Here is a 23559-nt window from a genome sequence, read left to right as displayed (position 1 = left end):
GGCCAATAATACCACTACAAACACACCTAAAAAAGCCGTTGAAATAATATATTTTCAAAGAAATAAGAAATATCACTTTTTCTTGACAAGACTCTCGAAATAAAAATGAAAACACAAAAAAAAGCCTCCAATTGGAGGCTTTGAACTTCAATTTCTGTTAAGAGAACTACTCCCCTTTTATACTTGCACTTAAGTACTCTCTATTCATTCTAGCTATGTTGTCTAGGGAAATTCCTTTAGGGCATTCCACTTCACATGCACCAGTGTTTGAACAGTTTCCGAAGCCTTCTTCGTCCATTACTTTTACCATGTTTTGTACACGTTCTTTAGCTTCTACCTGACCTTGTGGTAACAAGGCAAACTGAGAAACTTTAGCAGAAACGAACAACATAGCAGAAGCATTCTTACAAGAAGCTACACAAGCACCACAACCAATACAGGTGGCTGCATCGAAAGCTTCATCGGCCTTTTGCTTCTCAATAGGAATAGCGTTAGCATCTTGGGTGTTACCTGAAGTATTGACACTTACAAACCCACCAGCAGCCATTACTCTATCAAAAGCACTTCTGTCTACCATCAAGTCTTTGATAACAGGGAAAGCCTTTGCTCTCCATGGCTCAATGTAAATGGTATCGCCATTATTGAATTCTCTCATATGGAGCTGGCAAGTTGTAATACCTCTACCAGGACCATGAGCTTCTCCGTTGATGTACATTGAGCAGCTACCACAGATACCTTCTCTACAGTCGTGATCGAATACTACAGGCTCTTTACCCTCTTCAATCAACTGCTCGTTTAATATATCCATCATCTCTAGGAAAGAGCTATCTGGTGAAATATCAGAAACCTGATAAGTCTCCATTTGGCCTTTTTCCTTTTGACTTTTCTGTCTCCAAACTTTAAGCGTAAGGTTTAATCCTTTATGAGCTGACATATTTTGAATATCTATTTTCTTAAATCAATTATTTGTAGGAACGAGTCTTGAGTTCAATATTCTCATAGACTAATGGCTCCTTGTGTACCACTGCATCTGAAGGCTCTCCTTTATATTCCCAAGCAGAAACATAGGTGTAATTTACATCATCGCGCATTGCCTCACCTTCTTCAGTACTGTGCTCTTCTCTAAAGTGACCACCGCAAGACTCTTCTCTTTCCAGAGCGTCTCTTGCAAACAACTCCCCTAACTCTAGGAAGTCTGCCACTCTACCAGCCTTCTCCAACTCTTGGTTGATTCCTTCTGCAGAGCCAGGCACCTTTACATCTTTCCAGAACTCCTCACGGATTTGTTTGATTTCAGCAATAGCTTCGTTCAATCCTTGAGCATTTCTAGCCATACCCACTTTATTCCACATTACTTTACCTAAACGCTTGTGGAAATAATCTACCGACTTGCTTCCTTTATTATTCATAAAGAAGTCGATTCTATCTTTTACTGCTTTCTCAGCCTCATCGAACTCTGGTAAGTCAGTAGAAATTTCGCCAGTTCTAATGTCATCTGCTAAGTAGTCTCCAATGGTATAAGGCAATACGAAGTACCCATCTGCCAAACCTTGCATTAGAGCAGAAGCACCTAAGCGGTTGGCTCCGTGATCTGAGAAGTTAGCCTCACCAATAGCGTAACAACCAGGAATGGTAGTCATTAAATTATAATCAACCCAAACACCACCCATTGTATAGTGTACTGCTGGGTAAATCTTCATTGGAGTTTTGTATGGGTTATCTGCAGTAATCTTCTCATACATCTGGAAGAGGTTACCGTATTTTTTCTCAACTACTTTTTCTCCCAACTCTCTAATTTGAGTTTGAGAAGCGTTGTGGTATCCTTTTACGTTCGCTTCTTCCTGGCCATATCTCATAATGGCTGAAGAGAAGTCTAAGTAAACAGCTTCACCAGTTTCGTTCGTACCTACTCCGTAACCAGCATCGCAACGCTCTTTAGCCGCTCTAGAGGCAACATCTCTAGGCACTAGGTTACCGAATGAAGGATATCTTCTTTCTAAGTAGTAATCTCTGTCTTCTTCAGCAATGTTAGTCGGATCTAATTTTCCGGCTCTTACCGCTTCGGCATCTTCTTTCTTTTTCGGAACCCAAATTCTACCATCATTCCTTAAAGACTCAGACATCAAGGTCAATTTAGACTGCTGGTCTCCGTGCTGAGGAATACAAGTAGGGTGAATTTGAGTGTAGCAAGGGTTAGCGAAGAATGCACCTTTTTTGTGCACTTTCCAACCTGCCGAAACGTTCGACCCCATGGCATTGGTTGAAAGGAAGAATACGTTTCCGTATCCACCAGAAGCAATAACTACTGCATGAGCCGAATGTCTTTCAATTTCGCCTGTAACCAAGTTACGAGCTATGATTCCACGGGCTTTTCCGTTCACAATCACCAAATCGAGCATCTCGTGGCGATTGTACATTTTGATTTTACCTTTACCAATTTGACGAGACATGGCTGAATAACAACCTAGTAACAGCTGCTGACCTGTCTGCCCTTTGGCGTAGAAAGTTCTTGATACTTGAACACCACCGAATGAACGGTTATCTAACAACCCACCGTAATCTCTAGCGAATGGAACACCTTGCGCTACACACTGGTCAATGATGTTTGCAGATACTTCTGCCAAACGGTATACATTAGCTTCTCTAGAACGATAGTCACCACCTTTTACAGTATCATAAAACAATCTGTAAGTAGAATCACCATCACCCTGATAGTTCTTCGCTGCGTTGATACCCCCTTGAGCTGCAATTGAGTGAGCTCTCCTAGGAGAATCTTGGTAGCAAAATGCTTTTACGTTGTAACCCAGTTCTGCAAGAGTTGCTGCCGCTGAGCCACCAGCCAAGCCCGTACCCACTACAATAACATCGATAAGACGTTTGTTTGCAGGGTTTACTAGCTTGATATTATTCTTATGATTGGTCCATTTATCTGCAATAGGACCTTGAGGGATTTTTGAATCTAGCTTTGTCATTCTTACTTACTTAATGTGAAGTTAAATGATGATATAAGGCGATGAAGATGAATCCGGCAGGAATCAAAATCGCGTAGATGTTTCCGAACTTTTTGATGCCCGGAGTATATTTTGGATGTCTCGCTCCCATAGACTGAAAGGCCGACTGAAAACCGTGCATTAAGTGCATGGCAAGTAGTATAAAAGAAAGTGAGTAAATACCTACTCTCACAGGGTCATGGAACTTCTCAACCATCTCATGATAATAGCGATATTCGCCATTTATCATTCCAGACATATCTCCTTCAATATACTTGGTAGTAATCTCAGGCACCCAGAAGTCGTAGAAGTGCAGCCCTAAAAAGGCTAAAATCACCGCTCCTGAGATAATCATGTTACGAGAGAACCAAGATGAATTTGCCTGCCCTTTATTCATGGCATACTTAACTTCTCTTGAATTTCTGTTCTTAATTTCTAGAGCAAATCCCATTGCAAAGTGATACACCACAGCAAAAATAAGAACTGGCTGAAGTGCGAACTGCACAAGAGCATTCGTTCCCATAAAATGAGAAATGTCGTTAAAGACAGTCTCACTAAATACTGAGGTGAAGTTGATGACAAAATGCTGAAGAAGGAAGATCATTAGGAAGAGTGCCGAAAGTGCCATGGCAAACTTTCTTCCTATCGAACTGCTGAAGGTATTCTTTACCCAACTCATTTAATTTCAATAGTTAAAATTCAGAATCAAAATTACTGTTCAAACCTTTGCAAACAAAAGCAATTTAGCTTGGAACTATTCTAAATAAGCTCCATGCCAGACGAACAGCCTGTTTTAAAAGTTTGTTTGGGCAATACTGGTAATTATTTAGAAATCTAAGCCCAACTAGAAAAATGCTCACAGTGTCTTAAAGGTAGGTTATTTATTATCTCAGGTGTGATATTGGTAACCTTAGCGTGATTTTTCTGTTTGAAGATATAACTTAGAGACTTAATTGCGTTTAGCAAAAGGGCTATTGACATTATGCTGCGAAAACTTCTACTTCTAACTATCCTTCTATCGTTTGCAGCCATTGAGGCTTGGGCAACCCACATAAGAGCAGGAGAACTGACTGCGGTTCGAATTTCTCAATCTAGTCTTAGGTATCGTTTTACACTCGTAATATATAGAGATACAGAGTCTGGAGTAATTGTTGGAGAAGGCGGGCTTTTGAATTTTGGTCAAGGAAGAATTTTGGAAGGAAAGCCAGAATTAGAGGCCGCCTCTGTGAGTGGCTCTTTCTCAGAAACCAATATAGGCAACCAAACCTCAAAAGTGGTTATTGAATGGGAACACACTTTCGATGGCCCTGGGGTTTATGTAGTTAGTTACACAGAACAAAACAGGAATGCCAATATTGTGAACCTTGGAGGTGCTTCTTCAGACAACATCCCATTCCACATTGAGACGGTAATCCGAATTGACCCAGGGTTAGATGTAAATGGCACACCACAACTAACCATTCCTCCTATAGATAGGGCTTGCATTGGAGCTAAATTCATTCATAACCCAGGTGCTTACGACCCAGACGGTGACAGCTTAGCATATAAACTAGTAACCCCACTACAAGATAGAGGCACTGAAGTAGTTCCTTATTTGCCTCTAGATGATCCCTCAATTTCTACAATCAGTGAAGGAGGAGGTAGTCCGGCTCAATTTAGTATTGACCCTGAAACAGGAGATTTGATTTGGAACGCCCCTATGTTTGCCGGAGAATACAATGTTGCATTCATTGTTGAAGAATGGCGTTTTTCCTCGTTTACTGGTCGTTATGAGCTTTTGGGTTATGTGACTAGAGATATGCAAATCATTGTAGAAGATTGCGATAATGAACGCCCCCTTTTAGAAATACCAAACGACACATGTATTGAAGCTGGTACGCAATTAGAAGCATTAATTCGAGCTACCGACCCTGATGGCAATGATGTATTAGTAGAGGCTTTTGGAGGACCATTTCAGGTTAATACATCTCAAGCCGAATTCTTGAATCTGCCTGGCCTAGACGATACTCGCGACTTTAGACCTGAACCATCTGAACACTTATTCAGATGGCAAACGAACTTCTCACACATTCAGTCTAGACCCTTTGAAGTACAATTTAAAGTGACTGATCAACCTAATGATCCTGATGCACCTAAACTTACTGATTTTCAAAGATGGAACATTAAGGTTGTGGCTCCAGCACCTACAGGGTTAACAGCTAACATACTAACAGGTCAATCCATCGAACTCAATTGGGACAACTATGTGGCCGCCAACCTGAATCCAAAAATGGAGATTTACAGAAGAGTGGAAAGCTACGATTTCACCCCTGAGAATTGTAATGTTGGAATCCCTGCTAACTCTGGATACGAATTGGTAGATGACGTTGCCATTGGCCAAACTTCTTTTACCGATGATAACGACCTTAGACCAGGAGTAAACTATTGCTACAGAATTGTAGCAGAATTTCCATTGCCTTCTGGAGGAACCAGCTATGCATCTTCCGAGGTTTGCGTTCTTATTCCGCTAGATGTGCCAGCTATAACAAATGTATCTGTAGAAGAAACTAGTGATACCAATGGTGAGATTTTCGTGAAGTGGACCTCTCCTCTTGAGATCGACCAAACCTTATTTCCCCCACCTTATACTTATGAATTAGTAAGGTACAATGGTTTTAATGGAACAAGTGGAAGGACTTTACTTACCACTACTACCGATACAGTTTTTAACGACACTGGCTTGAACACAATGGATCAGCCATACAATTATCAGGTTAGATTTTACGATGCTGGCGACAATCTGATAGACAGTTCTGCCACTGCATCTTCTGTTAGACTAGAAGCACTAGGCAGAGTTAAAGCTGTTGACCTTTCATGGTCTGCAGATGTCCCTTGGTCATTACAAATCCAAAGCGCCCCTTATCATCTAATCTATAGGAACAGAACTGATGCTGCAGCTGAAGACGAAAGTAACTTTGTCCTAATTGATAGTGCACTGGTCACAGCAGACGGATTAAAGTATTACGATGATGGCTCTTTTAATGGTATAGAACTGCTAGACGATAGGGAGTACTGTTACTTCATTACAACCAGAGGTGGCTATGGAAACCCAAAAATCCCTTCACCTTTAATTAATAATTCACAAATTCTATGTGTTCAACCTAACGATGAGGTTGCACCTGAAAAGCCTGTTATTGAAGTAGACCCAGAAAAACCAACTGAAGAGATTGAAGGGCCAGATGGACCTTTGGTTGTGTTGGAAAATGAAAACTGTGAGAGACTTCAGTTCGAACCCTGTAGCTTTGCTAACTTTAGCAACACCATTACTTGGACTTCTGATGATATAGATGATGATATCGCTAGGTATAATATATACTTCTCTCCAACTGGTGCGGAAGCTGATTATAGTTTGGTGGGAACTAGTCAACAAACCTCCTTCCAACATACTGGACTAGCCTCGTTAAAAGGCTGTTACAAGGTGTCTGCAGTAGATAGGAGCAATAACGAAAGCGAATTGAGTTCAGCTATTTGCTTCGACAATTGTCCTTATTATGAGTTACCAAACACTTTCACTCCAAATGATGATGGTATTAATGATACGTTCAGAGCATTTGATCAACCCAACGGCAAATGTCCGAGGTTTGTGGAGTCGGTTGCTTTCAAAGTATTCGACAGATGGGGAGGAAAAGAAATTTTCAGCTACTCTACTACAGACACTACCGAGCCTAACTTCTTTATCGACTGGAATGGCTTAGATTCTAACGGAGTTCAGCTACCTAGTGGAACCTATTATTATACAGCTACTGTTACTTTTGATGTACTTGACAAGAGAAAAGAAACACAAGAGTTTAAGAATTGGGTAAAGCTGATAAGATAGTGGAGAAAGATATTTTACTATTTGACGGGGTCTGTAACTTGTGCAACAGTTCCGTCAATTTCATCATCGATCACGACCCCAAGGGGCACTTCAAGTTTGCGGCATTGCAATCTGAATTCGGCCAAAAGAAACTTGAAGAGTTAGGATTTGACCAAGAAGAGTTCGATAGCTTGGTGCTATTGTCTGGAGACAAAGTTTACAAGAAAAGCTCGGCTGCCTTAAGAATTGCCAAGAAGCTTTCAGGACTGTATCCACTCCTATACGTCTTCATCATTATTCCCCCGTTTATTAGACATGGAATTTATAACATTATAGCCAAAAACCGCTACAAGTGGTGGGGAAAAAGAGACAGCTGCAGAATGCCTTCATCAAATTTACAGGCTCGCTTCAAAATAAAATAATTTGATTTATTGAAAATCTTAACCTATTAATGCATATGTTTATTTAAAAAGAAAATAATCGCATATGAAAACTCTATTTGTAATTCTCATTTCGTTTATGACAATTCCAACAACCTCAAAAGTTATTGAAAATGACTCTTTTGGAAATACATCGCCCTCATTTGAATTACTAATGTATGATTCAAGTGGTAATTTGGTAGACCCGAGTACAATTTCATCTGGTTCAGGTTATAATTTTAGAGCAAGGGCAATAGGTAATATCTGTCCAAATAATTCTGCTTATCAGGTTGTAGAAATATTCAATGTTTCCTCATCTCTTCTTGGTTACGCAAGAGATGCATCATGCGGAACATTCACAATAGCCGGTGGTAATTTTTCTGTTAATTCCTCCAATTGGTATGTCACCGTAGCGCCACTTGATACACAAACTTGGAACCCTGATATGGGTTCTGCAAAATGCATAGGCCCAAGTCAACTTGCTCCTTGTATTTAATATTAACACGAACATTTTAAGCAAAGAGATCGTGATGGCGATCGCTTTTTTATTAATACCAAATGATATCTCATTTATGAAAGCATATGTTTTCCCAGGTCAGGGAGCACAATTTCCAGGAATGGCGAAAGACCTTTACGAGTCTTCCGAAGAAGCAAAGAGACTGCTGGAAGTAGCCAACGAAATTTTAGGATTCAGAATCACTGACATCATGTTCGATGGAACTGATGAAGAGTTGAAGCAAACTAAGGTGACCCAACCTGCCATATTTCTCCATTCTGTGATACTAGCCAAGATTTCTGATGATTTTAAGCCAGACATGGTAGCTGGTCATTCTCTTGGAGAGTTTTCTGCCCTTGTAGCCAGTGGCGTGCTATCATTTGAAGACGGATTAAAATTAGTCTCGCAGAGAGCTTTAGCCATGCAAAAAGCTTGCGAAACCAACCCTTCTACTATGGCGGCTATTCTAGGTTTGGAAGATGCTGTTGTAGAAAAAATATGCTCTGACATTGATGAAGTAGTTGTTGCAGCCAATTATAACTGCCCTGGACAACTGGTTATTTCAGGTTCACATAAAGGTATTGAATTAGCTTGCGCTGCTGCTAAAGAAGCTGGAGCGAAGAGAGCCCTCCCCCTACCCGTTGGTGGAGCATTCCACTCTCCACTTATGGAGCCTGCAAGGGAAGAACTAGAAAAAGCAATCGACTCAACAGTATTCAGCCAAGGCATTTGTCCTATTTATCAAAATGTGACTGCCAAAGCCTCTACTGACATCAACGAGATCAAGGAAAACTTGAAAATTCAATTAACGGCTCCAGTACGATGGACTCAATCGGTTCAGGCTATGGTGGCCGATGGTGCAACTCAGTTTGTGGAATCTGGCCCAGGCAAGGTACTACAAGGCTTAGTGAAGAAAATTCACAGAGCAGCTGAAGTAAGTAGCATCTAAAATCACCTTCCGAATAATATTATAGGCCTGATTCTTATGAATCGGGCTTTTTATTTTCAAAAAAATCTTTTCTCTTCCAATCACTCTATCATCTAAAAAACCAATACCTAAAACCCTACCATTCATAACATGTCTATTGTGATTGAAGTGTCTTTTCTGGAATTTTCTAATTAAACCACGATCACTTTTATGAAAACGCGCTTCATATTAATCCTATTTCTAACGGCTATCAGCTTATCAGCTCAAACTGGCAAAGTCTACGACAACCTCTCCTTAAAAAGCGAGATATTGAAGATGGATAGGAAATTTGCCATCTACCTTCCTCCTGACTATGAGACTTCCGAGAGAAGCTATCCAGTCCTGTATTTACTTCATGGAGCAGGAGACGATCAAACAGGTTGGGTACAATTTGGAGAGGTACTTAGAATTACTGACCAAGCCATTAAAGATGGTTCCGCCACCCCAATGATCATTGTAATGCCCGATGCCAATACAGGCCAGCGAGGCTACTTCAATATTCCAAAAAGCGAGTGGAGATACGAAGATTTCTTCTTCGAAGAATTAATGCCTTATGTAGAAGACACTTATCGCATAAAAAAAGAGAAAAGGTTTAGAGCCATATCTGGTCTTTCTATGGGAGGCGGTGGCACATTTATGTACGCTATGCACAGACCAGATTTGTTTTCTTCAGCAGCACCATTGAGTGCGTACATAGGTCCTCTTTCGCTAGAACAATACAAACAACAGGTGCAACGCATGAACCTTGAGGCATCTGATGCCGAAATAGAGACCTATTTCAAAAGACACAACGCCCTTTCATTAATTGAAGAAGGAGATGTAAAAGAACTAAGCTCTGTTAGATGGTTCATAGACTGCGGAGATGATGACTTTCTTTATGAGGGCAATAGCCTTGTACATATCGCCATGCGCAAAAAAGATATACAGCATGAGTACCGAGTTAGACAAGGAGGGCACACGTGGACCTATTGGAGAGAATCTCTACCTGTTGTGCTCAAATTTGTTTCAGACGCTTTTCACCAGTACTAGTATTGATCAAACACGGAAACCTCTAGCTGATCTTCACAAACACTAAGAAGTTCAGCTTGAGTTTTCTCCAGAACCGGATGCACCATTTCTGAAGCAATTTCTACCAAGGGTACTAATGTAAACCTTCTGTCTGCAATCCCTGGGTGAGGCAAACTCAAGTCGTTCTCTTGAAAAATCAGATCATTGAAGTAAAGAATATCTATATCAATGAGTCGTTTACCCCACTTCTCGTAACGAACCCTACCCATTTCATTTTCTATAAGCTGAGTGATCTGAAGCAGACGCTGAGGAGATTTCTTAGTTTCTATCTCAATTACTTGATTTAAGAACGCCTCTTGATCTTCATTCCCCCAAGCTGCGGTCTCGTATATCTGAGACTCCTTCTTTATGGTTATACCATTACTGACTATCAATTCTTTAGCTCGATCGAGATTCTTCAATCTTCGTCCAATATTGGATCCTAGTAAAAGATAAATTCCAGACATGGCTGCAAATATAGGCTTTGTTATTGGAGTTGAAGGGCTACCTAAGTATTTTGCCACTTCATAAGCAAGAATACATGAGTGAACTAAGACACGACTGGACGAAAGAGGAGATTCTTGAAATCTATAATAGACCATTGCTAGACTTGGTCTATGAAGCAGCATCGATTCACAGAAAATATCACAACCCCAATGAAGTACAGGTAAGTACTTTGCTCTCCATTAAGACTGGAGGTTGCCCAGAAGACTGCGGGTACTGTCCGCAAGCAGCGCGTTATCATACAGACATTGAGACCAATGACTTGATGACTGTTCAACAAGTGAAGGCGCAGGCCCTACGAGCAAAATCTTCAGGCTCATCTAGAGTTTGTATGGGAGCCGCTTGGAGAAATGTGGAAGACGGCCCAGAGTTCGATCAAGTGTTGGACATGGTTCGCACCATCAACTCGCTAGATATGGAAGTATGTTGTACGCTAGGGATGTTAACAGAAAATCAAGCTCAGCGTTTGGCAGAAGCAGGACTTTATGCCTATAACCATAACCTAGATTCATCGGAAGAATATTATAAAGAGATAATCTCTACTCGTGGTTGGGAAGACAGACTTGAGACCCTGAAAAATGTTCGCAAGACGAACGTAACGGTGTGTAGTGGCGGAATCATTGGAATGGGAGAATCTATTGAAGATAGAGCCGGCATGCTGGTAGCGTTATCATCTCTAAGCCCACAACCTGAATCAGTTCCAATTAACGCGCTGGTTTCGGTTGAAGGAACACCTTTAGAAGAGCAGCAAGTAGTACCGATCTGGGATATGATCCGTATGGTGGCTACTACAAGAATTGTACTTCCTACTACCACCGTCAGGCTTTCAGCAGGTAGAACCGAAATGAGCAAAGAAGGTCAGGCCTTCTGTTTCTTGGCAGGAGCAGGTTCTATTTTTGCAGGAGACAAACTATTAACCACTCCGAATCCTGATGTTAATGAGGACATGGAGTTGTTCAATATCTTAGGAATCAACCCTATGAAACCATATGCAAAAGGAGCCAAACCTCAGCCATTACCTATGGATGAAATGACTCCTGAAGAAGGAGAGAAAGTGAAATGGAGTCGTCCTAAGCACAGAATTGAAAAGAACGTAGAAGCCACTAAAAAGGCCAATCAAAAAAGAAAGGAAGCTATATAGCTTCCTTTCTTTTTTTCTCTAATACAAAAACTCAAAGGCACTTCTGTAGCCTCCAACCTTCTGAGCATAGTCTAAAACGGCATTGTAAAAGTTGTCCTTTCCTAGAGTTCCAGAGTCACCAATAATTACTAATTGAGTTTTGGCTCGGGTCATGGCTACATTCATCCTGCGATATTCCTTAAGGAAACCTATCTCATTTTTGTCATTGGAACGTGTGAGGCTGATATAGATAATATCTCTCTCCTGCCCTTGAAACGCATCTACTGAATTGATGCTTATGTTATCACGAACCTCATCGAAAGCTTCATTGTCCTTTATCAGCTCTCTGAGAACTTCAGTTTGAGCTTTATACGGAGCAATTATTCCGATCGACATATCTACTTGAAGGTTATCAGCAAGGTGCTTCACTAATAGAGCGGCCTCCTCCTCATTATAAGTGCTGAGCGTTTGCTTCTTCACTTTTTCAGAAAAACCAGTTCCGGCAGTGTCAATAAACACAAAGTGTTCAACAGTCGATTCTCTTTCCCTTTCAATTACCGAGTCAGCAGTTTTCAAACCTCCTTCATAGAAATAATCGCTTGAGAATTGCATAATCTGAGGATGCATGCGGTACTGAGTTTCCAGCATAACAGAAGCAGGTGGAATCTTCATTGCTTTCTCAAAGAGTGTATTCTCTAACCCTTCTTTAGCCGCCTTGATAGACTTTACCGTGGGAGGCAACTGTAAATGATCACCAGCCATTACTACGCGATAAGCTTTGCGAATGGCTATCCAGGCACCTGGTTCCAGCGCTTGAGAAGCTTCATCGATAAAGACTGTCTTGAAGATTCTGTCATTAACCAACGAATGGGTTGAACCAACCAAAGTACAAGCAATTACCTGTGCTCTATCGAGCAAATCTTCTGTAATGTGCTGCTCTATTCTATCGGCATCTTCCTTTAGCATTCGAGCTTCCTTTCTCAGCAGGTCGCGCTGCATGCGTTCATGATGACCGAAGTTGCGTTTGTATTTACCTGCCATTCTTCGGTACTCTTCAGACCGCTTTCTAATTTCTCGAAGTTCTTTGAAATAAGCATGACCAGAGATTTTAACATCCAAGCTATTCTCAATCACCTCTGGAGTAAGTCTGGCCGGGTGGCCCAGTCGTAAAACATCTAGTCCTAGGCTATCTAGTTTTTCGACCAGCAAATCGACAGCAGCATTGCTTTGAGCACAAACCATCACTTGGCGCTCATTTTTCACCACTTCCTTTATGGCATTGACCAAAGTGGTAGTCTTGCCCGTTCCCGGAGGGCCATGAATAATGGCTATATCTTGCGCATTAAAGATATTGGTGAGCGCCTTATTCTGGCTTTCATTGAGGTTGACCGATTGGAACTCAAAACCATTTTTAAATGAGGGCTCTTTGGCACCATAGAAGATTTCTCTTAAGTCAGCTAGTCTGCCATGCTCTGCATTCAGCACTTCTTTCAGTGCCTTTTTCATCTCGCGGTAGCTACCTTCATCGAAGAGCAGATTCACTCCAAGCTTACCATCGTTAATCCAATCGGGCAGCTCATCACTATTGATAACAATTCGCATTTTGTTATCTCTAATAAAGCTAATGACACCTTGAGTAGTACTGTCCTTTTCGTCTTCACCAAGAAACAAGCTCACCACTGCTCCCGACTGGAAAGCATGATTTTGTTCGAGATGAGAAGTCCGTTCTACCTCTACGGTCCAGCGCTCCCCTGTACTAATGAAGTGATTTACCTTCACCGCTGGGTACCAGGTCACCCCTTGTTTTCTGCGTTCTTCTAAAGAAGTATTCAGCATCTTTTTCTGATACTGAGCATAGTCTTCGTCCTTCTCTATTTTCAGAAGATCGATTAGTTTGGATATTTCGGCTTGCGCTGGAGTCATTTCTTAGAAAGGCCGCAAGATGGGGGATTGTTTTGAAAATCAGGAATCGAAATCGTAAATAGAACGTCATCCCCGACCTGATTGTGGATCTCAATGGTATTGAAAAAGATTTAGGGATTCCCGCCTACGCGGGAATGACGGTATCACTGACTACTTACGCACCCTGATCATTGTAATCTTAGATTGAGCAATAGGAGCATCAATAGGTGGGTTCTTCTTAGCCACAGCTACTTTTACTTCTGTAACTGTTGGAAACTGCTCGAAGCACTTTTCAATGATTCTGCCGGCAACTCGCTCTAAAAGTTTGGTCGATATTTCCATTTCAGCCTTCACCAAGGCATGAAGCTCTTCGTAGTTGACGGTTCCGGAAAGCTCGTCTGTTTCAGCGGCCTTTTCGAATGAGGTAGTCAGGGCAACATCCACCACAAAATGATTACCCTTTTCTCTCTCCTCTTCATAAAAACCATGAAAGGCATAGAACTCCATGCCTTCCAGTGCAACGATATCTTTATTCATCGATTCGCTTAAATATTGGAATGAATATCCTCAATCGTCCAATGGTGATGACACCATCTATGGCGTGAGGTGAGTTAATTGAATCAGTCGAACTGATCGAAGAAAGAGCCTTTTTCCTTATTCTCAGAAACCCCTTCCATTACTTGTTCTTGCTTCTTTGGCTTTTCGGCCTTCGGTTCTTCTGGCTTCGGCTGCTCCGGCTTAATTTCTTTGGTTTCGGTAGTTTGAGGAGTTTCATCAATATCTTCTACCATAGCAATTGAATCCTCATCGTCAGTATCTTCTACCATTTCATCGATACTGGCCTCAGCTTCCTTTTTCTCGTTGTGGGCAATAATTTTATTCACATCCACCGGGCCATTATTCTCATTCACCTCTCTGGCCAATTCTTTGGCCTTCTTTATATGAGGTTTAATATCTGCCGGAAAATCTTCGTGACGACCGAGCTTAGATAGGATATCTTCTGCCAACATTTTTAAGTCTCCCATCAAAGAGGCCTTATTGGCATCGAGGCTTCTGAAAACCTGTTCGAGCTGACGAATTTCGTCTTCCATATCTTCTACAATCTGGCCAGCTCTATCTTCAGCATCTTCTATGATAGACTTCGCTCTAGACTTTGCTTCGCTCATCAATGCATCAGCCTTCATTTCGGTTTCACGCATATGAAGCTCAGCTGTTCTGGTTGCCTGCTCAATCATGTTGGCGCCAGTATCTTCTGCCGTTTTCAATGTTTTGAATAGTGAGTTTTCTACTTCGCGCAGCTTCTTCACTTCTTCATGAGCCGCTTCCAACTTAAACTTTAATTCCTTGTTTAAATCGTTTAGCTTCTCCCACTCTATGGAAAGAGAGTTTAAAAAGGCTTTAACCTCGTCTTTGTCAAAGCCTCTGAAGTTCTTTTCGAACTCCTTTTGTCTAATTTCTAATGGTGTAATATTCATTCCTCAGAAAATTTAAAATTGATATCCCAGATTGAAATACTCCGGTCGTCACTTGCCGACAATAGTAGGTTGTTGAAGTTGGTCCATAGTACTTTATTGACTGAAGTACCGTGACCTGCGTGTCGCGCTTTGTCTATGACTTTTAGCAGATGGAAAGTCTCGGCATCCCAGACCTTTATTGACTTATCCATGCTACAAGTTACAAAATGTTTGCCATCAGCACTAAAAACCAGATGGTTAATTGCATACATATGCGCCACTATAGACTCTTTAAGCCTATAATCAGATTCAACATCCCAAATTTTTAAATGAGCATCTCTACTGCCACTGAGTAGATAACGTTGATCTGGCGAATATTGTACTGTGAAAACAGAGATTTTATGGGCTGGAATTACTCTTTTCTCACTGAAATCGTGAAGGTTATAAATCCGAATATGGTTATCGCTAAAGCCAACTGCAAACTCTCTGTTTACTTCAGAAATTGCTATACACCTAGCACTTTCGGTTGAGGCTTTTATCACTTTAATTGTTTCTAGCGATGTAATGTCCAAAATGTGGATTTCTCCGTTACCGAGAGAACAAAACACCCTATCGTTCAATACTTTTATATCGAAAATCTGAGTATTCCCAAGCTGAATAGATCCACGCTCTTTGCGCTCTTCAAGATCTATAATGTGGATTCCATCGAAGTTTTGCCCTACCACTAAAGCGTTCCGCTTCGGATAATAGCAAAGGGCATACACGGAACTCGGAACTTTTGCCAGCATTCGTCCTTCTTGTGGCTTGGTCAAATCCCACTCGGCAATTACACCATCACCTCCGGAAGAGAAAAAAACATGTTCTTTTGGACCTTTTTCAATGGTATACACACAGTCTTGATGACCTGCGATAGTATCTACTTTAGTGACTTGAATTTTAGACATATCTTTGGCTCATTGAAAGGGCTTGCAAAATTAAGCAGCACAAAATCAAATTCGCAGTAAGTACATGCCTATTATAAAAAAAGGTTTAAACGAACCAAATATTCAGTTTGCCATTTGGGAAATCACTGAGAGTGAAAATGAGTTATTTGACGCTTTGGGCTCGAGCATTAAGGACGATGAACCTTTAGCAGAAATTAAAGTTGAATCAAGACGTTTAGAGTCATTAGCCGCCAGGTGCGCTTTACAAGAACTACTTAAGCCTTATGGGGATTTTGAGATTTACAAAGATCAGTTTGGCAAACCTCATTTACGCGATGAAAGCATAGGCCTTTCTATTTCTCATGCTAAAGGTTTTGCTGCCGCTGCTATTAATTTGGATGGTGACATTGGAATTGACATTGAGCATGAGCGTGATCAGGTAGTTAAAATTGCTCACAAATTCATTCATTCTACAGAGAGAGAATGGGTGGCTCAAGACATTCATAGACTTACACAGGTTTGGTCTGCCAAAGAGGCCCTGTACAAACTGCATGGGAGAACTAAATTAGCCTTTGCTGAACAGTTAATCACCAAAAACTTAGACCGAGAACTCGGGGAAGGTAAAATTATAGAGAAAAAAGAAGGAGTTTCGCTATACAAGCTTTACCAGCCCAACGAAACTCCTTTGGTTACAGTAATTGCTTACTGATCTACCTTCTCTTCAATTATTCTGAGCATTTCAGCCACTTCTTCTACCTTTTCTGTGTGGCCTAGCTTTTCATGTGCATGACTTAAGTTTCTCAAAACTCTGGCCACGATTTCCACATTTTCGCATGGCTCATAGTACTTATCGTTTGGAGAGAGTCTTAAATTAGTTAAGTACTCATCTATCTCCTTTTTTGAAAAAACTAGCCCCCTATTAAATGCGTTGATGTAAAATTGAACATCTCCCTGTTTGTAAGTCATTACGAAAAGGTTCGGCAAATTTACTCCGTAAATAGGCAGGTTCAATTTTTGGGCAACCAACATGTAGATAACGCAAAGGGCTATTGGATTACCCTTTTTTGTTTGCAGCACCACATTGAGCATTGAATTGCCCGGAGAATGAAAATTCTTTGTGTTAGCTCCAAACTTGAGCTTATTGAACAACACCGAATTGATCAGCTTCACTTGATCTACCGGATGCAACTCGCTTTTGAATTCCATCCATACATCATAATAGATTTGCTCAATTTCTTTGCTGAGTTGCTCTAACTCCAAATCAGGATATTGATAGGTACTAATGAGCCACATACCCTCTAACAGATCTTTGCCACCTTGTGCCTTCCAAGCATATAGTTTTTCTTTGGTGAGCTCAAATTGCAAGCTATGCACGAGTTCTTCTATACGCTTCTGAACAACAGGGTTAAAACTGCTCTCCCACTCAAACTCTAAGTACGGTATTATATACGTACCCAAAGCCATTATCCTATCTTCCACATGTTGAACTACCTCGATGTCATCATCATCTAATAATGACACCAAGGCTTTAAGCTCATTGTTATTCAAATTACCCGATTCTTCCATACTTAAGTCTGAATCACACCTACATTAAAAGACTCTTTAATAGGTGCATGATTCGCTGCTTCTATACCTTTTGATATTACTTTTCTGGTTTCTTGAGGATCAATAATTCCATCGACCCATAATCTTGATGCGGCATAATACGGGCTCATTTGTTCATCGTACTTAGCCTTAATATCTTCCAAAAGCGATTTCTCTTCTTCTGGAGAAATCTCCTTACCCTGTGCTTTTAAGGTAGATACCTTGATTTGCAAAAGCGTTTTCGCAGCAGAAGCTCCACTCATAACTGCTATTTGAGCGGTTGGCCAAGCGTAGATTAACCTAGGATCATAGGCCTTTCCACACATAGCGTAGTTACCTGCTCCAAATGAGTTACCTGTAATGATGGTAAATTTTGGCACCACTGAGTTGGCCATGGCATTCACCATTTTAGCACCATCCTTAATAATTCCTCCATGCTCGGCTCTACTCCCTACCATAAACCCACTTACATCTTGCAAGAAGACCAATGGTATCTTTCGCTGGTTGCAATTCATAATAAACCTTGCTGATTTATCTGCTGAGTCGGAGTAAATAACTCCTCCCATTTGCATTTCGCCTTTTTTAGACTTTACAACCACGCGCTGGTTAGCTACAATACCAACAGCCCATCCATCTATTCTGGCGTAGCCACACACAATGGTTTGTCCATACTTTTCTTTATACTCTTCAAACTCAGAGTTGTCTGCAATTCTGGCTATGATATCGCGAACATCATAAGGCTTCACGCGATCTTGCGGCATTATACCGTAAATCTCTTTAGCATCTTTCTTTGGGGCTACAGGCTCTTTTCTATCGAAGCCTGCCTTTTCAAAAGAGCCAATCTTATCGAAAATAGACTTGATATAGTCTAAGCAACTCTGATCATCTGGAAACTTATTATCAGTGACTCCTGATATTTCGCTTTGGGTTGTTGCCCCACCTAGTGTTTCATTGTCAATATCTTCACCAATAGCGGCTTTTACCAGATAAGAACCCGCTAAAAATATAGACCCTGTTTTATCGACAATAGCAGCCTCATCGCTCATAATTGGCAAATATGCTCCTCCTGCCACACAGCTACCCATAATAGCAGCCACCTGAATAATACCCATAGAAGACATTTTTGCGTTATTTCTAAACTGTCTTCCGAAGTGTTCTTTATCAGGAAAAATCTCATCCTGCATTGGTAAGAAAACACCTGCACTATCTACCAAATAGATAATTGGCAACCTGTTCTCCATGGCAATTTCTTGCGCTCGTAGGTTTTTCTTGGCCGTAATTGGAAACCAAGCACCGGCTTTTACAGTAGCATCATTGGCTACAATCATACACTGTCGGCCGCTTACGGTTCCAATACCCGTTACCACGCCTCCAGAAGGGCAACCACCAACATCTGAATACATGCCATCGCCTGCAAAGGCACCAACCTCTAAAAAGTCTTCTTGGTTATCAATCAGGTAGTCTATCCGTTCACGAGCAGTGAGCTTTCCTTTCTTGTGCTGAGATTCGATTTTCTTTTCTCCTCCTCCAAGCTTCACCTTCTTCAACCTAGTGTTTAGTTGAAAAATGAGCTGACGCATTTGGTCGTCATTTTTATTGAAGTCTATATCCATTCAATTTCCGTTGTGAGTTACTCAATTCCATTATAGTTTACAGGTCTAAAAATAGACCCGTACACTAAGAATTCAAACCGGAAATTTGAGCGACTGTTTGGAACTGCTATCTATTTGAGCTTCTACCGTCAGCAGGTGGACGATTTTTTCTGCCGAAAAGAGAGAAATGCATGTAGCGTTTCGGGTTATAACGCAAGTCTATCATCAGACTATCCAGGTCTGCCATAGTCTGTGTAAGGGTGTTATAAAGAGAGTCGTTGGTCATTAATTTGCCCAAAGTACCATCGTTAGAGTTAAGCCTAGTAATGAATGTTTCGGCTCCAGTGAGTACAGAATCTATTTTAACAAGTCTACTTTCGAAATCAACAGCATTAAGCTTTTCGCCCAATTGCTGATATTCTGCCAAAAGTGGCTTTACTCCTCCCATGGCAACCACCAAAGAATCTGTTACATACTCCATTTGCAGTCTAAACTGTTCCATGGTTGTTTGTGCAACTCTATTGGTAACAATAAGCTCATCAGATAGCTTTTTGAAGTTATCCAAAGCAGCACCGATGGTATCACTTTTTTCCACAAAAGGATCTAACACATCATTGATTTTATTTACCAAAGAGGTTAATTGATTGGCTGCAGAGATACCTTCTTGTGTAAGTAGTTCAGTAATACCTCCGTCTACTTCACCATTAAGTGTATCGCCCATTTCTAGGAGTCTTGTTCCTCCTGGCTTTAGAATAAGCTGAACTTCTATACCACCTAGTAAGTCTGGCTTGGCTAACCGTGCATAGGTACTATCGGTTAGTTTGATCGTTTTATCGATAGCCATGGTAACCAAGATTTCGTTGTACTGATCGTTTGAGAACTTTCGCTCAACTACACTACCAACATCTAAGCCGTTGAGTATAATTCTATCTCCTTTGTTAAGCCCACTTACGTTCTGATATTTCACGTAGTAAGTGTTTAATGGAGAAAATACGTTCAACCCTCTTAGGTAGTTAAAACCTATGTACAACACAGCGGCCATTACGACCACAAATAACCCAACCTTAAATTCTCTGCCTTTAGCCACTAGTTCTGTGTGGTTTTTAAGTATTCAAAATAATCTCTAATTGCCCTAAAAATAGCCGAGGCTATATAGTCCTGAACTTGCTCAGTAGCTAACTCACTCTCCTCTTTCGGGTTGGTAAGATAACCTATTTCTATCAAAACACTTGGCATTGCCGTGTTCCACAGCACCCATAGGCTCGACTGTTTTACACCTCTACTCTTTCTACCTGCCCTTTTAGAGAATTGCTCCTCAACGTTCTGAGCTAATCTAATGCTATTTTCCTGATATGCCTCCTGCTGAATTTCAAACATAATATTCACCTCTGGTGCCTCAGGATCAAAACCTTGGTACTTCTCCTTATAATCTGCCTCTAGCATAATTACGGAGTTCTCTCTCTTTGCTACTTCAAAGTTTCTTCCTTCGTTTTTAGTTCCCATTACATAAGTTTCGGTTCCGAACACATGGGAATTACCTGCTGGCATAGCATTTGCGTGGATGGACACGAACAAATCTGCTTCTGCCTGATTGGCTTTTGTAGCTCTAACTGCAGGATGGCTATACTCATCTTTAGTACGCGTAAAAATGACCTCAATGTCGTCAGTATACTCATTTAGGTACTTCCCTACCTTTATTGCAACTGGGAGCACCACATCTTTTTCTTTCAGCTTTGCCCCCATGGTTCCAGAATCCTTGCCTCCGTGGCCAGGATCTAAAACTACCTTGTACTTCTTTTTTTGCGTTTGCCCGAAAGAATTAGTCGTCAAACCGGCAAGGATTGTTAAAAGAACTAAAGGAATCAGATAAAATTTCACTTTAATGCGCATGAAACGGCTGATTGAAATAACTTTACGCAAAAATCTTAAAAATTCGGAAAAACCGAAATACAGCGTGTTTTCAAACGGAAAAATATATTTACTTCTCATTTTTCTTTTTTGCTTCTCCAAAGGTATGGCTCAGACTAGTCCGATCCTCCAAGAAGATAGACAAAACCGTGCCGATCTTAATAGCATCAATGAGAACGATACAATTCCTGGACAGTCAGATTCTCTACAAGTTGTTGTAAATGGAATTCAAACCACAATAAAATACTACGCTGCCGACTCCATAATTACTAAACTTTTAACAAACCAAACCTACCTCTATGGAAAAGCCCGAATTGAATACGGTGATATAAACCTCGCAGCGGAAAGAATTGTTATCGACAGAAACAAAAATGAGCTAACCGCCACAGGAGTTCAAGACTCTACGGGAGTCTGGCTGGGCAGACCTGTTTTCAAAGACGGTTCAGATATCTTTGACACTGAAGAGATTAGATACAACTTTGAAACACAGAAAGCCTATATTAAAGGAGTAGCCACTCAACAGCAGGAAGGCTTCTTGAGGGGGAGTGTAGTAAAAAGAGAGGCCGATGAAAGTGCATATATAAAGGATGGAAAATATATACCGTGCCCAGATGACCCTGATGCAGGCACATACATCAAAGCCAAAAAAATTAAGATCAACCCGGGTAAAAATGTCATAACAGGGCCTTTCCTATTATACGTGGGTAATATTCCAACTCCACTAGGCCTACCCTTTGGTTACTTCCCTGATACACAAGAAGCTACTTCTGGCATATTGTTCCCTAAATACGGTGATGAGCGAAGAAGAGGGCTTTTCTTGAAAGAAGGGGGATATTATTTTGCTTGGAATGACTACATCCATACTGCTGCAACTGCTGACGTCTATTCTAAAGGTAGTTGGGCAACCACTATTAGGTCTGTGTACAGGAAGCGCTATAGCTACGGTGGACAGTTCAACGTTACTTATAATAAAAACATTACACCCGAGTACGATCCTGATAGACTGAACTCTAGAGATTTTTGGGTGAGTTGGTCGCACACTCCTGAGTCTAGAGGAAGAAACTCTCGGTTCTCTGCTAGTGTGAATGCAGGTACTAGCACTTACAACCAAAACAATTTAAACACCACAAACCTATCTAACAACGTCCGTTCCGAGTTTAGGTCAAACATTCAGTATAGTGGTTCTATCCCAAGGTCACCGTTTAGTTACTCTTTTAGTGCAAGACATAATCAAAACGTTCAAACAGGAGTAATAGATGTAGCCTTACCAGAAATGTCATTAAACATGAATAGGATTTATCCATTCAAAAATGCTGAGGCAGACATTTTAAATAGAGTAAACTTTGATTGGAGGTTTAACGCATCAAATCAGATAACAAATATTGTTAGGCCAGGCTCTGCAGGCTTTAACATTGCCAATAGAGCCACTGAAATTGACACCATTACTGTAGGTTTTGATACGCTTGGTGAACTCTTAGATAATGCTAAAAATGGAGCCAGGCACAATGTGGGGCTATCCACTTCTTTCACCTTACTGGAACACTTTAACTTTTCACCATCTTTTCAAATAGAAGAACTCTGGTATTTGCAAGAATTAGACTATGAGTTTCTTGAAGAAGAGAATGCAGTAAAAATTGATACCATAAACGGCTTTAGCAGAGCAATGACCTACAGCGCTTCATTAGGTCTGTCTACACAAATCTATGGAAAGTTCAACTTCCCTAAGAGCCGTAAAGTCGAAGCGATAAGACACATCATGAGTCCAAATATTAGTTTCAGCTACAGACCAGACTTTAGTGATCCTAAATATGGTTTTTACCAAGAGGTTCAAACCGATACAACAGGAAATGGCACATATAGACTTCTTTCAAAGTATGATGGCTTTCGCTTTGGCTCACCAAGTTTAGGGGAGTCTGCTTCAATTGGTTTTGGAGTTAGCAATAAATTTGAGATGAAAGTAAAGAACGACACAGCCAAGGCAGAAAAAGTAGCACTTCTAGAAAGCTTAAACTTTCAAGGCAGTTATAACTTCTTAGCCGATTCATTTAATCTTTCTCCCATAGCCATCACAGCCAGAACCACTTTATTTAATAGAAAACTTAGTATTAACGCAGGCGCTACATTAGATCCATACACTTACTTAACTCAAGTTTCTGAAACAGGTGTTGAAACCTTAAGAAGAGTTGACGCCCTAGCGATAAGGTCTGGACAAGGGCTCGGCAGAATAACAAGTGCAAGATTCTCGCTTTCCACTAGCTTAAACTCAAAGGCTGCCAACTCCGGAGGAAACAATCAGGGTTTCTCAAGAGAAAATGCCAGTATGATAGGCAGTATGGGTGATGAAAATGAATTTGGCACAATCAATAATGGAGGAAGCGACATAGTACGGCAAATGGAGCAGTACTTTTATGACGAAAACTCCTACGTGGATATCAGTGTTCCTTGGAATATTAGGTTGAGTATGGATTATAGCTATCGCTGGACACCAACAAATACCACGACTAGAAAGTCAATAAAAGCCAACGGACAAATTGGTCTGACCCCAAAATGGCAGGTAACCTACAATACTGGGTATGACTTCGATGCCAAAGACTTCACTACTACATCAGTAGGACTGTATCGTGACTTAGGTTGTTGGGAAATGAGAGCCAACTGGATTCCTTTTGGTGCTTTCACATCTTACACCATAGACATTCAAATTAAATCTTCCGTACTAAAAGACTTAAAAATTAGCCGAAGAAGAAGTCAGTTTGATAATAATAGAGGATTCTAAGACACAAAAAAAGCACATACTTTGCAGCATGTGCTCTCATTTATT

Annotated in this window: 20 protein-coding genes; 8 read left to right on the top strand and 12 right to left on the bottom strand. The window is 40.9% G+C overall.

The features are described from left to right. Window positions 1-166: 166 nt before the first annotated feature. Genes T7867_RS10525 through T7867_RS10515 form a run of 3 tightly spaced genes read right to left on the bottom strand, consistent with a single transcriptional unit; the run spans window position 167 to window position 3669 of the window. Window positions 167-934: a succinate dehydrogenase/fumarate reductase iron-sulfur subunit gene (locus tag T7867_RS10525; protein ID WP_068221355.1), complete on the bottom strand. Its 768-nt coding sequence runs from the start codon at window positions 932-934 to the stop codon at window positions 167-169. Window positions 935-962: 28 nt separating this feature from the next. Further along, a complete protein-coding gene (locus tag T7867_RS10520; protein ID WP_322299188.1) occupies window positions 963-2972 on the bottom strand; it encodes a fumarate reductase/succinate dehydrogenase flavoprotein subunit in 2010 nt (669 codons plus the stop codon). A 10-nt stretch (window positions 2973-2982) separates the two neighbouring features. After that, the gene (locus tag T7867_RS10515; RefSeq protein WP_068221351.1) at window positions 2983-3669 is read right to left on the bottom strand and encodes a succinate dehydrogenase cytochrome b subunit; all 687 of its coding nucleotides are present in this window, start codon (window positions 3667-3669) and stop codon (window positions 2983-2985) included. A gap of 303 nt (window positions 3670-3972) precedes the next feature. Between T7867_RS10515 and T7867_RS10510 the strand changes: the two genes are divergently transcribed. From T7867_RS10510 to T7867_RS10490, 5 genes are all read left to right on the top strand, one after another. After that, window positions 3973-6846 (top strand): T9SS type B sorting domain-containing protein, encoded by a 2874-nt coding sequence (locus T7867_RS10510; RefSeq protein WP_068221350.1) that lies wholly within the window; start codon window positions 3973-3975, stop codon window positions 6844-6846. Beyond that, entirely contained in the window at window positions 6846-7247 is a 402-nt protein-coding gene (locus T7867_RS10505; RefSeq protein WP_068221395.1) for a thiol-disulfide oxidoreductase DCC family protein, read from the top strand. Before T7867_RS10510 ends, T7867_RS10505 begins: the two co-directional genes overlap by 1 nt. Before the next feature lie 64 nt (window positions 7248-7311). Next, entirely contained in the window at window positions 7312-7740 is a 429-nt protein-coding gene (locus tag T7867_RS10500) for a hypothetical protein (protein WP_157717625.1), read from the top strand. Window positions 7741-7816: 76 nt separating this feature from the next. Continuing rightward, window positions 7817-8689 (top strand): ACP S-malonyltransferase, encoded by an 873-nt coding sequence (gene fabD, locus T7867_RS10495; protein ID WP_068221346.1) that lies wholly within the window; start codon window positions 7817-7819, stop codon window positions 8687-8689. A gap of 189 nt (window positions 8690-8878) precedes the next feature. After that, a complete protein-coding gene (locus tag T7867_RS10490) occupies window positions 8879-9736 on the top strand; it encodes an alpha/beta hydrolase (RefSeq protein ID WP_068221344.1) in 858 nt (285 codons plus the stop codon). On the opposite strand, the gene folK is transcribed toward T7867_RS10490, so the two are convergent. Next, window positions 9733-10221 carry a 2-amino-4-hydroxy-6-hydroxymethyldihydropteridine diphosphokinase gene (folK, locus tag T7867_RS10485; protein WP_068221343.1) on the bottom strand — a complete coding sequence of 163 codons (489 nt, stop codon included), beginning with the start codon at window positions 10219-10221 and terminating at the stop codon, window positions 9733-9735. The two genes, T7867_RS10490 and folK, sit on opposite strands and share 4 nt — an antisense overlap. Before the next feature lie 74 nt (window positions 10222-10295). On the opposite strand from folK, the gene bioB reads away from it, so the two are divergent. Next, the gene (gene bioB, locus T7867_RS10480; RefSeq protein ID WP_068221393.1) at window positions 10296-11399 is read left to right on the top strand and encodes a biotin synthase BioB; all 1104 of its coding nucleotides are present in this window, start codon (window positions 10296-10298) and stop codon (window positions 11397-11399) included. Between the two features lie 18 nt (window positions 11400-11417). On the opposite strand, the gene T7867_RS10475 is transcribed toward bioB, so the two are convergent. From T7867_RS10475 to T7867_RS10460, 4 genes are all read right to left on the bottom strand, one after another. After that, the gene (locus T7867_RS10475) at window positions 11418-13301 is read right to left on the bottom strand and encodes an IGHMBP2 family helicase (RefSeq protein ID WP_068221341.1); all 1884 of its coding nucleotides are present in this window, start codon (window positions 13299-13301) and stop codon (window positions 11418-11420) included. Window positions 13302-13451: 150 nt separating this feature from the next. Then, complete coding sequence (gene folB / locus T7867_RS10470; RefSeq protein WP_068221339.1) at window positions 13452-13817, bottom strand: dihydroneopterin aldolase; 366 nt, start codon at window positions 13815-13817, stop codon at window positions 13452-13454. Between the two features lie 83 nt (window positions 13818-13900). Beyond that, entirely contained in the window at window positions 13901-14755 is an 855-nt protein-coding gene (locus tag T7867_RS10465) for a DivIVA domain-containing protein (RefSeq protein ID WP_068221337.1), read from the bottom strand. Continuing rightward, on the bottom strand, window positions 14752-15678 hold the full coding sequence (locus T7867_RS10460; protein WP_068221336.1) for a WD40 repeat domain-containing protein: 927 nt from the start codon (window positions 15676-15678) through the stop codon (window positions 14752-14754). Before T7867_RS10460 ends, T7867_RS10465 begins: the two co-directional genes overlap by 4 nt. A 64-nt stretch (window positions 15679-15742) precedes the next feature. Here T7867_RS10460 and T7867_RS10455 point away from each other — a divergent pair, with 64 nt between their 5' ends. Further along, entirely contained in the window at window positions 15743-16366 is a 624-nt protein-coding gene (locus T7867_RS10455) for a 4'-phosphopantetheinyl transferase family protein (protein ID WP_068221333.1), read from the top strand. Here T7867_RS10455 and T7867_RS10450 read toward each other — a convergent pair. From T7867_RS10450 to T7867_RS10435, 4 genes are all read right to left on the bottom strand, one after another. After that, entirely contained in the window at window positions 16360-17223 is an 864-nt protein-coding gene (locus T7867_RS10450; protein ID WP_068221330.1) for a transglutaminase-like domain-containing protein, read from the bottom strand. The two genes, T7867_RS10455 and T7867_RS10450, sit on opposite strands and share 7 nt — an antisense overlap. Before the next feature lie 2 nt (window positions 17224-17225). Then, complete coding sequence (locus tag T7867_RS10445) at window positions 17226-18854, bottom strand: acyl-CoA carboxylase subunit beta (protein ID WP_068221329.1); 1629 nt, start codon at window positions 18852-18854, stop codon at window positions 17226-17228. A 106-nt stretch (window positions 18855-18960) separates the two neighbouring features. Beyond that, complete coding sequence (locus T7867_RS10440) at window positions 18961-19920, bottom strand: MlaD family protein (protein ID WP_068221328.1); 960 nt, start codon at window positions 19918-19920, stop codon at window positions 18961-18963. Beyond that, the gene (locus T7867_RS10435; RefSeq protein WP_068221391.1) at window positions 19920-20723 is read right to left on the bottom strand and encodes an N-acetylmuramoyl-L-alanine amidase family protein; all 804 of its coding nucleotides are present in this window, start codon (window positions 20721-20723) and stop codon (window positions 19920-19922) included. Before T7867_RS10435 ends, T7867_RS10440 begins: the two co-directional genes overlap by 1 nt. A gap of 124 nt (window positions 20724-20847) precedes the next feature. Between T7867_RS10435 and T7867_RS10430 the strand changes: the two genes are divergently transcribed. Next, complete coding sequence (locus T7867_RS10430; RefSeq protein WP_068221326.1) at window positions 20848-23514, top strand: putative LPS assembly protein LptD; 2667 nt, start codon at window positions 20848-20850, stop codon at window positions 23512-23514. Window positions 23515-23559 lie beyond the last annotated feature (45 nt).

The organism is Roseivirga spongicola (assembly GCF_034376045.1).
In the GTDB taxonomy this organism is placed as follows: Bacteria; Bacteroidota; Bacteroidia; order Cytophagales; family Cyclobacteriaceae; genus Roseivirga; species Roseivirga spongicola.
This window is presented reverse-complemented; position numbering and strand designations above follow the sequence as displayed.

What these genes read in the sequence shown, in the direction of transcription:
- T7867_RS10525 (WP_068221355.1), bottom strand. Translation starts at nt 934, where the DNA reads ATGTCAGCTCATAAAGGATTAAACCTTACGCTTAAAGTTTGGAGACAG.
- T7867_RS10520 (WP_322299188.1), bottom strand. Translation starts at nt 2,972, where the DNA reads ATGACAAAGCTAGATTCAAAAATCCCTCAAGGTCCTATTGCAGATAAA.
- T7867_RS10515 (WP_068221351.1), bottom strand. Translation starts at nt 3,669, where the DNA reads ATGAGTTGGGTAAAGAATACCTTCAGCAGTTCGATAGGAAGAAAGTTT.
- T7867_RS10510 (WP_068221350.1), top strand. Translation starts at nt 3,973, where the DNA reads ATGCTGCGAAAACTTCTACTTCTAACTATCCTTCTATCGTTTGCAGCC.
- T7867_RS10500 (WP_157717625.1), top strand. Translation starts at nt 7,312, where the DNA reads ATGAAAACTCTATTTGTAATTCTCATTTCGTTTATGACAATTCCAACA.
- fabD (WP_068221346.1), top strand. Translation starts at nt 7,817, where the DNA reads ATGAAAGCATATGTTTTCCCAGGTCAGGGAGCACAATTTCCAGGAATG.
- T7867_RS10490 (WP_068221344.1), top strand. Translation starts at nt 8,879, where the DNA reads ATGAAAACGCGCTTCATATTAATCCTATTTCTAACGGCTATCAGCTTA.
- folK (WP_068221343.1), bottom strand. Translation starts at nt 10,221, where the DNA reads ATGTCTGGAATTTATCTTTTACTAGGATCCAATATTGGACGAAGATTG.
- bioB (WP_068221393.1), top strand. Translation starts at nt 10,296, where the DNA reads ATGAGTGAACTAAGACACGACTGGACGAAAGAGGAGATTCTTGAAATC.
- T7867_RS10475 (WP_068221341.1), bottom strand. Translation starts at nt 13,301, where the DNA reads ATGACTCCAGCGCAAGCCGAAATATCCAAACTAATCGATCTTCTGAAA.
- folB (WP_068221339.1), bottom strand. Translation starts at nt 13,817, where the DNA reads ATGAATAAAGATATCGTTGCACTGGAAGGCATGGAGTTCTATGCCTTT.
- T7867_RS10465 (WP_068221337.1), bottom strand. Translation starts at nt 14,755, where the DNA reads ATGAATATTACACCATTAGAAATTAGACAAAAGGAGTTCGAAAAGAAC.
- T7867_RS10460 (WP_068221336.1), bottom strand. Translation starts at nt 15,678, where the DNA reads ATGTCTAAAATTCAAGTCACTAAAGTAGATACTATCGCAGGTCATCAA.
- T7867_RS10455 (WP_068221333.1), top strand. Translation starts at nt 15,743, where the DNA reads ATGCCTATTATAAAAAAAGGTTTAAACGAACCAAATATTCAGTTTGCC.
- T7867_RS10450 (WP_068221330.1), bottom strand. Translation starts at nt 17,223, where the DNA reads ATGGAAGAATCGGGTAATTTGAATAACAATGAGCTTAAAGCCTTGGTG.
- T7867_RS10445 (WP_068221329.1), bottom strand. Translation starts at nt 18,854, where the DNA reads ATGGATATAGACTTCAATAAAAATGACGACCAAATGCGTCAGCTCATT.
- T7867_RS10435 (WP_068221391.1), bottom strand. Translation starts at nt 20,723, where the DNA reads ATGCGCATTAAAGTGAAATTTTATCTGATTCCTTTAGTTCTTTTAACA.
- T7867_RS10430 (WP_068221326.1), top strand. Translation starts at nt 20,848, where the DNA reads ATGGCTCAGACTAGTCCGATCCTCCAAGAAGATAGACAAAACCGTGCC.